Annotated in this window: 6 protein-coding genes; 4 read left to right on the top strand and 2 right to left on the bottom strand. The window is 50.8% G+C overall.

Annotated features, from left to right (window positions below):
* Positions 1 to 138: 138 nt before the first annotated feature.
* Positions 139 to 1491 (bottom strand): acetyl-CoA carboxylase biotin carboxylase subunit, encoded by a 1353-nt coding sequence (gene accC, locus AC5JLB_RS11435; RefSeq protein ID WP_495873958.1) that lies wholly within the window; start codon positions 1489 to 1491, stop codon positions 139 to 141.
* A gap of 144 nt (positions 1492 to 1635) precedes the next feature.
* Between accC and AC5JLB_RS11430 the strand changes: the two genes are divergently transcribed.
* The 4 genes from AC5JLB_RS11430 (at position 1636) to purF (ending at position 7635) form a co-directional block, all read left to right on the top strand.
* The gene (locus AC5JLB_RS11430) at positions 1636 to 2289 is read left to right on the top strand and encodes a Uma2 family endonuclease (RefSeq protein ID WP_495873957.1); all 654 of its coding nucleotides are present in this window, start codon (positions 1636 to 1638) and stop codon (positions 2287 to 2289) included.
* 4 nt (positions 2290 to 2293) lie between these two features.
* The gene (locus AC5JLB_RS11425; RefSeq protein ID WP_495873956.1) at positions 2294 to 3070 is read left to right on the top strand and encodes an N-formylglutamate amidohydrolase; all 777 of its coding nucleotides are present in this window, start codon (positions 2294 to 2296) and stop codon (positions 3068 to 3070) included.
* 410 nt (positions 3071 to 3480) lie between these two features.
* Positions 3481 to 5841, top strand: a complete 2361-nt coding sequence (gene purL, locus AC5JLB_RS11420; RefSeq protein WP_495873955.1) for a phosphoribosylformylglycinamidine synthase subunit PurL — start codon at positions 3481 to 3483, stop codon at positions 5839 to 5841.
* A 285-nt stretch (positions 5842 to 6126) separates the two neighbouring features.
* Positions 6127 to 7635, top strand: coding sequence for an amidophosphoribosyltransferase (purF, locus tag AC5JLB_RS11415; RefSeq protein WP_495873954.1), 1509 nt, complete (start codon positions 6127 to 6129; stop codon positions 7633 to 7635).
* A gap of 129 nt (positions 7636 to 7764) precedes the next feature.
* Here the strand turns inward: purF and AC5JLB_RS11410 are convergent, their stop codons facing one another.
* Entirely contained in the window at positions 7765 to 10437 is a 2673-nt protein-coding gene (locus tag AC5JLB_RS11410; protein ID WP_495873953.1) for a PAS domain-containing sensor histidine kinase, read from the bottom strand.
* Between the last annotated feature and the right edge of the window lie 112 nt (positions 10438 to 10549).

The raw sequence follows: 10549 nt of genomic DNA, 5'->3' as shown, positions 1-10549 counted from the left end.
GTCGCCTCTTTTCCTTCTTTCAATAAACTAGCCCTGCCATTGGGAGACGGTTGCCTCCCCCAAGCCTCCTGCAAACGAAATATGGGTGGGGGATTCGAGATCTGAATAATTCTGAGATTTAGCTCAATCTGGGAAGGTTTATTTTTTTGGCATCATTACTTTCTCAACGAAGTTGGTGTAGATTTCGCCGCGTTGGAATTCTTTGGTTTCGAGAATGCGTTGGTGGAAATTGATGGTGGTGGGGAGTCCGGTGACGGCGCATTCTCGCAGGGCACGCTTCATGCGACGGATGGCAGAGGGGCGATCGCGGTTCCAAACAATTAGTTTTCCAATTAGAGAGTCGTAGTAGGGCGGGATTTCGTAGTCGGTGTAAACGTGAGAATCCATTCTGACACCGGGACCGCTGGGGGGAAGATAGCCAGTGATTTTGCCTGGACTGGGACGGAAGTTGTGATCGGGGTCTTCCGCGTTGATGCGACACTCGATCGCGTGTCCGTCTAGGTGAACTTGGTCTTGGGTCAGCCGCAGAGGTTCGCCTTGAGCAATCCGAATTTGCTCGGCGATCAGGTCGATTCCGGTAATCATTTCGGTAACGGGGTGTTCGACCTGGATGCGAGTATTCATTTCCATGAAATAGAAGTCGCCGGACTTGTCAAGCAAAAATTCAACCGTGCCCGCTCCAACATAATTGATCGATTTTGCAGCAAGCACGGCGGCGGTTCCCATTTTTTCTCGCAACTCTGGCGTGAGAGCAGAGCTTGGTGCTTCTTCGAGCAGCTTTTGATGTCGCCGTTGAATCGAGCATTCACGTTCGCCAAGGTGAATCACATTGCCCTGGCTGTCTGCCAGAATTTGAAACTCGATGTGTCGAGGATTTTGCACGAACTTTTCGATATAGACACCAGAGTTTCCAAACGCGGCTTCGGCTTCTCCTTGAGCGGCGGCAAAGAGTTTGCCTAAGTCTTCATCCGCTGTGACGAGGCGCATTCCTCGTCCGCCTCCGCCTGCGGTGGCTTTGATGATTACTGGGTAGCCGATCGCTTGAGCGATCGCACGCGCCTCTTCTTCGTTCTGAACCAACCCTTTACTGCCGGGAACCGTGGGCACGCCAACGCGCTGCATCGTTTTTTTGGCAGTAGATTTGTCTCCCATGGAGCGAATGGAGTCGGGAGAGGGGCCGATAAAGGAGATTTTGTGATCGGCGCAGATCTCAGCAAATCGAGCGTTCTCGGCTAAAAAGCCGTAGCCGGGGTGAATGGCGGTAGCGTTGCGGGTCAGAGCAGCAGCAATGATGTTAGGGATGTTGAGGTAGCTTTTGCTGCTGGGAGGGTCGCCAATGCAGACCGCTTCGTCGGCAAGCTGAACGTGGAGCGAATTGCGATCGATGGTGGAATGCACTGCCACCGTTGCAATGCCCATTTCTTCACAGGTGCGAATAATGCGTAGGGCGATTTCTCCCCGATTTGCAATGAGAATTTTTGAGAAGTGCATTTTAAGTGACTAGGTTCCGTAAGAAGTAGAATATCCGGTTCTGTGGGTCTTCTGAAAGAGATCTCATTTTAAGGTGCTGAGTAGGGCACTCGGGGATGCGTTGAGAACGCAGTAGGATAAAGATTTTGGAGCCGGGGGTGTTTTATGGCAAAGAATCCTTCTCCTTCTGAGAAGCGAGTGATGCTGCCGGGGGTGAGTTGGCAACAGTTTGAGACGTTACTCGGTGAATTGGGCACGTCTCGAACCGCAAGACTAACCTACGATCGCGACAAGCTGGAAATGATGACGCCATTAGAAGAGCATGAGCGTTGCGATCGCTTAATCGAGACGTTGCTTCTGGTTGTAGCTGAAGAAGCAGAGGTGCCTCTGTATTGTAATGGGTCGCTTTTGCTTAAACGTGCCGACTTGGGACGGGCGATTCAGCCGGAAGGGTGTTATTCGGTGGGCAGTCCGATCGCGATTCAAAAGCGAGCTGAATTAGATCTAGAGCGAGTGGCTCCACCTGATTTGGTTGTCGATGTAGCGGTATCCAGTGGCTCGTTGGATCGGTTGAGTCTGTATGGATCAATGGGGGTTCCTGAAATTTGGCGCTACACTACGACGGTCGGAGATGACGTTCTAAAAGGAACGTTGCAGATCTATCGATCGCAAGGGAATCGATATGTCGAATCAACGAATAGTGGGTTGTTTCCGTTCTTGCCTGGGGCGCAGGTGCTGGAGTTTCTCGAACAAAGTGACGCGATCGGGCTGGCGCAAGCGCTGATTGTGTTGCGCGATTGGATGAATCAACACGTATAACAGAATGGAGCTATTTAAACTTTCGTTTCCCACAGTAGAAGCAGTGCCAATTGTGGCGAATCTGCCGCATAGTGGGCTATTTGTGCCAGATGCGATCGCGGCAACAATGACGCCGGAGCATTTAAAGGCACTGCCGAATAGCGATTGGCATCTTGACCATCTCTACCAATTTTTGCCGCAGCTAGGAATCACAGTGATGCAGGCGACGCACAGCCGCTATGTGGTGGATCTTAATCGAGCGGTGAAAAAACCTGAATTTGGCAGTTTCTGGACATCGGTGATTCCTGAAACTACCGCATTTGGGCAACCCATTTATCGAGTTTTGCCAACTCAAGCGGAGATTGAGCGGCGAATTGAGAAATTTTATGATCCCTATCATGCCAAGCTGAATGCGCTTTTAGAAGAGACGCGCGATCGCTTTGGGCAGGTCTATTTTTTGGATCTACACAGCTTTCTGGGGCTAATTACCGATGATGTTTGTCTAGGAAATCGCAATGGAGAGACCTGTTCAGAGAAGATGATCGAGGCAGTGGCGCGAGCATTCAATCGGCAGTGGTATCGCGTGGTGAAAAATAAGGTGTTTAACGGTGGATTCATCACCAAACACTACGGACAATTGCCGGGTGTAGAAGCGCTTCAGATTGAAGTTCGCTATCCGGTGTATCTAAAAGCATCGCAACTGGATCAACCCCAGCCGCCGGACTGGGATGTGAAGGAGTTAGAGAACGCTAGAGAGCCATTTAAGGCAGTTTTTAGCGCGATCGTGGCAGCGCTGACCTAAGCATTTCAGCTTTTTGCACCATCGTTCCTATATTCGTTGCGATCGTTCCTGTTTCAAACAGGAATGTTTCTATCTAAAACAGAAACGATGGGGTCTGAAACAGAAATGACCCTATCTGAAACAGAAACAATGGAGTCTAAGACAGAAACGTTCCCATCTGAAACAGAAACGTTCCCATCTGAAACAGGAATATTCCTATCTAAAACAGAAAGGATGGAGTCTGAAACAGGAATGACCCTATTTTGAGCTAGAGTCTCCCCTTCTGATCCTCAACGTTCTTAAAATCTTCTCCCATCATCCCTATTTTGCTCCTCATCCCTCATCCCTCATCCTTCATCTCTCCCATCTCCTTCCCCATCCGTCCCACCCTACCGATAGAATAAGAACCTGTTCCATCCATGCAAGGGTCTATGACAGAGATTGCCGCCGCTCCGTTTAGCGCACAAGAGATTGCATCAGAAGGCATTAAGCCCGACGAATACGACGAGATTGTGCGGCGCTTGGGGCGTCACCCCAATAAAGCCGAGCTTGGCATGTTTGGGGTGATGTGGTCAGAACATTGCTGCTATAAAAACTCCCGTCCCCTGTTGAAACAGTTTCCGACCGAGGGCGATCGCATTTTAGTGGGGCCTGGTGAGAACGCAGGCGTCATCGATCTCGGTGATGGCATGAGACTTGCCTTCAAAATCGAGTCGCACAATCACCCATCTGCCGTCGAACCCTTCCAAGGTGCGGCAACCGGAGTCGGCGGCATCTTACGCGATATCTTCACCATGGGCGCTCGCCCGATCGCGATCTTAAACTCCCTCCGATTTGGCAACCTAGAAGACGCCCGCACCCGCCGCATCTTTACAGGCGTCGTGGCTGGCATTTCGCACTACGGCAATTGCATTGGCGTCCCCACGGTTGGGGGAGAAGTGTACTTCGATCCGGCCTATTCCGGCAATCCGCTCGTCAATGCGATGGCGCTTGGCCTAATGGAAACCACCGAGATTGTTAAATCAGGCGCAAAAGGCATCGGCAACCCCGTGCTGTATGTCGGCTCAACCACTGGACGTGATGGTATGGGCGGCGCAAGTTTTGCCAGTGCCGAACTTTCCGACGAATCAATGGACGATCGCCCCGCTGTACAAGTGGGCGACCCCTTTTTAGAGAAGTCTCTCGTCGAAGCCTGCTTAGAAGCCTTTAAAACAGGGGCAGTCGTCGCCGCGCAAGACATGGGTGCCGCAGGCATCACCTGCTCTACCTCCGAAATGGCGGCAAAAGGCGGCGTCGGCATCGAGCTTGACTTAGATCTAATCCCGGCTCGCGAAACGGGCATGGTTCCCTACGAATATTTATTGTCCGAATCGCAAGAGCGCATGTTGTTTGTCGCTCAAAAAGGGCGCGAACAAGAATTAATCGACATTTTCCACAAGTGGGAACTGCAAGCTGTTGTGGCAGGCACGGTCATCGAAGAACCGATCGTCAGGATTCTCTTTCAAAGCGCGATCGCGGCTGAAATTCCCGCCACCGCTCTTGCCGACAACACGCCCATCTATCATCGTGAACTGATCGCTGAACCTCCCGCTTACGCCCGTGACGCCTGGAACTGGACACCCGACCAACTCCCCTCTACCGATCCCTCTGGAATCAACATCGACGGAACCCCATTAAGCTGGACTGATGTTTTAAATCAATTGCTTGACTCTCCAACGATCGCCTCCAAACGTTGGATCTACCGCCAATACGATCATCAAGTCCAAAACAACACCATCATGCTCCCCGGTGGAGCCGACGCCGCGATCGTTCGCATCCGCCCTCTCGCCGACGCGACCTCTTCATCCATTACTCCAGCCGCTTCATCCATCACCAAAGCTGTCGCTGCCACCACCGACTGCAATTCCCGCTACGTCTACCTCAATCCTTACGAAGGAGCCAAAGCCGCTGTCGCCGAAGCCGCTCGCAATCTCAGTTGTGTCGGCGCAGACCCGATCGCTGTGACCGACAACCTCAACTTTGGCAGTCCAGAAAAGCCGATTGGCTATTGGCAACTCTCCGAAGCCTGTCGTGGACTCTCGGAAGCCTGCACCGAATTCGCCACTCCAGTCACTGGAGGCAACGTTTCCCTCTACAACGAGACGCTAGATTCCAACGGCAACCCCCAGCCGATTTATCCTACCCCCGTTGTCGGCATGGTCGGCTTCATTCCTGATCTGACTCGAATTGTTGGACAAGGCTGGAAGAACGATGGTGACGCCATCTACTTACTTGGTATCGGATTCGACGACGATTCTCCCTCGCTGACCTTGGGCGCATCCGAATATCTCGCCGTCCTCCACCACACGATCGCAGGGCAACCCCCCGTCGTCAACTTTGACCTCGAACGGCGCGTGCAAGCCGCTTGCCGAGACGGCATTGGTAAAGGTTGGGTTAACTCTGCCCATGATTGTGCCGAAGGCGGACTCGCGATCGCGCTAGCCGAATCCTGCATCAGCGGCGATCGCGGTGCAACCATCAACCTTCCATCTTTTTCAACCAGAATTGATCACAGTTTATTTGCCGAAGGGGGCGCTAGAATCATCGTCTCGGTTAATCCCCAAACCGTTGCAGAATGGGAATCTTATCTTCAAACCCAACTCCCTAACCATTGGCAAAAACTAGGTCAAGTTGAGACATCCGATCATTCTCTTCGGATACGCTCAGGGAACACATCTGTTTTAATCGACGCTACGATCGCACTCATGCACACCACCTGGTCAACTGCGATCGAACGCCGATTGACCCTTTAGTCCTGAGCCTAATTAGAACAGCCTCCGGCAATGCTTCACTCTGGTAAGCCCTTCTAACACAGCATCTCTACCAATACCTAGCAGACGACTCGACAGAAGAGACCGTAGAAGCATTCATCATCTCTTCTTATCTGTGCATCAAGTAATCTCTATCATTTATCCCCTTCCTTAGTTCTCACCTAAATCTGTGCGATATTTAAGAGAATGTTAAGAATTCCTTTACATTCTCCCATCTTTGCTTCCTGTCTCTAAATTCACCGTTTCATCCTAAGCTGAGCCTAACCTATGCTGCCGAATGACTCTCTCTCCGACCAGTCTTGCAACTCCAGCGACTCAGAGATTGACGCGTTAGCCGCCCCTGACAAACCCGAAGAAGCGTGTGGCGTCTTCGGCGTCTACTCACCCGGAGAACAGGTCGCTACCCTCGCCTATTTTGGGTTGTATGCCTTGCAGCATCGAGGTCAAGAATCAGCAGGAATCGCCGCATTCGATGGCAATCAGGTGAGTTTGCACAAAGACATGGGCTTAGTGTCGCAAGTCTTCAACGAAACCATTTTAGAAAAGCTGCCCGGCTCATTAGCTGTAGGACACACCCGCTATTCCACCACCGGATCAAGCCGAGTTGTCAATGCTCAACCCGCGATCGTACCGACCCGTCTAGGATCGCTCGCCCTCGCGCACAACGGAAACTTAGTCAACACGGCTCAACTCCGGGAAGAACTGTCTCAGCGCGACCATGCCTTTATCACCACCACCGATTCTGAAATGATTGCCCTCGCGCTAGGCGATGAAGTCAACGACGGCAAAGACTGGGTCGAAGCAGCCACAAGCGCCTTCAAACGCTGTAGCGGCGCGTTTAGCTTGGTGATTGGAACGCCCGATGGCATCTTGGCCACCCGCGATCGCAATGGAATTCGTCCCTTGGTGCTTGGAAAACTCGCCAAAGAAGATCCTGATGCGCCCGATCGCTATGCCCTAGCCTCCGAAACTTGCGGACTCGACATCATCGGCGCAGACTATGTACGCGATATTCAGCCCGGAGAACTTGTGTGGATTACAGCCGACGGCTTAACGTCGGTTCAGTGGGCGGAGAAAGCCGAACGCAAGCTTTGCATTTTTGAGATGATTTACTTTGCGCGTCCCGATAGCGTCATGCATGAGGAAAGCTTGTACAGCTATCGACTACGCATTGGGCGGCAGCTCGCTCAAGAGTCTTTTGTTGAAGCCGATATTGTGATTGCGGTTCCCGATTCTGGCATTCCTGCCGCGATCGGGTTCTCTCAAGAATCAGGAATTCCTTACGCCGAAGGGTTAATCAAGAATCGCTATGTTGGGCGCACTTTCATTCAACCGACTCAGGGAATGCGAGAAGCGGGAATTCGGATGAAGCTCAACCCGCTCAAGGACGTTCTTGCCGGAAAGCGCGTGGTCATTGTGGACGATTCGATCGTTCGCGGAACCACCAGCCGCAAAATTGTTAAAGCGTTGCGAGATGCGGGGGCGCTCGAGGTGCATATGAGAATTTCGTCGCCGCCTGTCACGCACCCCTGTTTCTACGGCATCGATACAGATACTCAAGATCATTTGATTGCAGCCACCAAATCTGTTGCAGAAATTGGTGAGCAAATCGGAGTTGATTCTCTTCAATATCTCAGTTGGGAAGGCATGTTGACGGCTACGAAAGAAGATACAAATGGCTTCTGTTCGGCGTGTTTTACCGGAGACTATCCGATTTCAGTACCTGACCAAGTGAAGCGGGCGAAGCTGATTTTAGAAAAAGTTGCGCCCGTATAGTTGGGTTAATTTAGAGGCTAGATTAATTCACCGCAGCGTCACGGGCTAACATGGGTCTCTACTCCAACTGTTAGCCCGCAATTGCCTAGCAAGATCCGGAGGCCAAGCGGCTTGATGCGCCTCAGTACTCTATCGAATTTGGATCGGAAGCTGAATCACAAACTGTGTCCCCTGCATTTCACTAGAGAAGCACTCAAGCGATCCACCGTGTCTTTCGGTGACAATCTGATAGCTGATCGAAAGTCCCAGCCCTGTTCCTTTGCCAACGGGTTTGGTCGTGTAGAACGGGTCAAAGATTCGGTGTCTGACCGACTCCGGCATCCCAGATCCATTGTCTGCGATCGTAATTTTGATGTGGTTCTGGCTGGTGGTCTCTGTCGAAATTGTAATGGAACTGAGAGCGTTGACCATTTCTGAGGTGCGATCGTCATTTTGGTGTTCTAGGGCATCGATCGCATTACTCAGAATATTCATAAATACCTGATTGAGTTGACCCGCATGGCACTGTACCAACGGCAACGTTCCATAGTTTCGGATAACTTGAATTTCTGGACGCTCCGATGTTGCTTTCAGACGGTTGTGCAAGATGGTCAGAGTGCTGTCGATGCCTTCGTGGAGGTTGACATCTTTGATTTCTGCTTCATCTAGGCGCGAGAAGTTTCGTAGGGAAAGCACAATCTCTCGAATTCGGTTAGTACCGACTCGCATTGACTGGAGAACGTTCGTTAAATCCTTGCTGAGAAAGTCTAGATCGATCACTTCGATTTCATTCAAAATGCTCTGCGGCGGGTTTGGATAGTGATGCTGATACAAATTCACCAGATTTAATAAGTCTTTAGTGTACTCACCAACATGAGCCAGATTGCCGTGAATGAAGTTAACGGGGTTGTTAATTTCGTGGGCAACGCCTGCCACCATTTGACCCAAACTGGACATTTTCTCGCTTTGAATCATTTGGAGTTGGGTCTGTTGCAGATCTTTCAGAGTTTGCTCTAGTTCAGTTGTCTTCTGTTGCAAAGTGACTTCTGCCTGTTTGCGTTCGTCTTCGACGCGCTTGCGTTCGGTGATATCGCGAGAGATGCCGACGGTTTGCATCACTCTTCCTTCAGTGTCAAAAATTGCGCTCTTGATGGTGCTAAAAACGCGTACCTCGCCGTCATGCCGAGTAGCTAGTTCTTCCACCACCAAGATTTCTCCGGTGTTGAAGACATAGGCATCATCTTTCACACATTGCTGCGCATAGTCTGGCTGATTGAAGGCTGCATCAGTAAGGTTCTGAAGTTGCTCCAAGGTCATATCGTAGTAGTCACGAAATGCTTTATTGGCATAAATAATGCGCGACTCGACTCCTTTGCATAAGACAAAATCGGGGATGGTATTCAGAATTTGTTGGTATAGATTTTTCGTTTCCAACAATTGGTGTTCTGCCTGCTTGCGATCGGTGATCTCAATGGTGGTACCCACAATGCGATATATCCTGCCTTGAGCATCTTTCAGAGGAGACAGCGTGGTTAAGAACCACTGAATCCCTTGCTCAAAGTGAGTAAACTCTTCGTAAGAAATGGTCGTCTCTAGCTGGGTACACCGTCGATAGTTCTGCTCAAAGCTCGCACCTGTAACTTCGCCAAACACGTCCCCTGGAGTCCTACCCTGAACTTGAGCAGTGCTGAATCCAACGACTTGTTCAAGTAAAGGATTGAATCCGTGATAGCGAAATTCTCCCATTTCTGTAACATTTATTACAAAAAAGCCCACCTCTGCTCCCTCATAGAGGCTGTGCAGGAAGCCTTCTCTCTGCTGCAACTGTTCCTCGACCTGTTTGCGCTCTGTGGTATTTTGGCAGACCACCACGCCCCCTTTGAGCTTTCCATTGACATCTATTAGCGGTGTGCCGCTAATAGATGTCCAAAGCCCGTTTGGCGCGTTGCTATGACGGGTAAACATTTCCATATCTTCCACACGTTCGCCCCGCAGCGTCCGCACAAGGGGAAGCTGCTCTGTCGGAAAGGGCGTCACCCGGTCGGGCAGGAAGAGCCCATATTGTTCCGACCATTCCTCGCGTTGAGTGTCTGTTGCTCCGCTGCCAAACATTTGTTCGGCAGCCGGGTTAAAGATCAGAAATTGCCCCTGTTCATCAGCCACGATGACTCCATCGCTCGTCTTGTTCAGAATCAGTTGCAGCAGATCGCTCTGTTGTTTGAGTTCTCCTTCAATGCGCTTGCGATCGCGAATGTCGCGGCTGATGGTTGCTAAACCAAAGGGCTGACTTGTGACCAAATCGGGAACAACAAAGAGGGTAGATTCAACCGGGATCACTTCGCCCGTACTGAAATTGCGAAACCGTAACTCTCCCTGCCAGTAGCCTGTTTGCTTTACTGTTGGCAGAATGTGCTGCTGAAAGTGTTCGAGGTCTTCGGGCAGGATATAGTCGCTAATCTGTTTCGTCTTGGCTTCCTCAATATCCTTTAGACCCACCAGTTTCAGGGCTGCTGGATTGCTATACAACCATTGCCCGTCCATTGAGTCAATTTCAATGAAGTCGGCATTGGCTTCCAGAATTGCTATCAGCGCTCGATGGCCGCCTTCCGCTTGCCCAATGCCACGATTGGCTTTGCCAAGCTCTACGGGAGCACCCGTGTCTCGAGTTGCCTGCTGCAATGACTGCGATCGCAGTTTCAACTCTTGCTCCAACTGAGTAATTCTTTGTCGTAAGGTTTTTAGTTCCTGGTTTAAGGTTGCATCGGTTTCGGCTGCAAATTGATCGACCGTGGACGCGTCGGAGGTTTGAAAAAGCTGAGTCATAGCTTAAAGTCAGAGGATATTAGTTTTCCCGATGTTATTTAGGGAGACGGGTGCTTGCTCTAGACTTCCCAGTATTTAACTTCAGCTACACTTAGAATGCTTCTCCTCTAAA

Source organism: Myxacorys chilensis, from assembly GCF_059505265.1.
Note: the sequence above shows the minus strand (reverse complement) of the source record. Positions and strands in the feature narration are given on the sequence as shown.

Bases quoted from the DNA above. Each gene is read 5' to 3' on its own strand.
- purF (WP_495873954.1), top strand. From the start codon at position 6,127: ATGCTGCCGAATGACTCTCTCTCCGACCAGTCTTGCAACTCCAGCGAC.
- AC5JLB_RS11425 (WP_495873956.1), top strand. From the start codon at position 2,294: ATGGAGCTATTTAAACTTTCGTTTCCCACAGTAGAAGCAGTGCCAATT.
- AC5JLB_RS11410 (WP_495873953.1), bottom strand. From the start codon at position 10,437: ATGACTCAGCTTTTTCAAACCTCCGACGCGTCCACGGTCGATCAATTT.
- AC5JLB_RS11430 (WP_495873957.1), top strand. From the start codon at position 1,636: ATGGCAAAGAATCCTTCTCCTTCTGAGAAGCGAGTGATGCTGCCGGGG.
- purL (WP_495873955.1), top strand. From the start codon at position 3,481: ATGACAGAGATTGCCGCCGCTCCGTTTAGCGCACAAGAGATTGCATCA.
- accC (WP_495873958.1), bottom strand. From the start codon at position 1,491: ATGCACTTCTCAAAAATTCTCATTGCAAATCGGGGAGAAATCGCCCTA.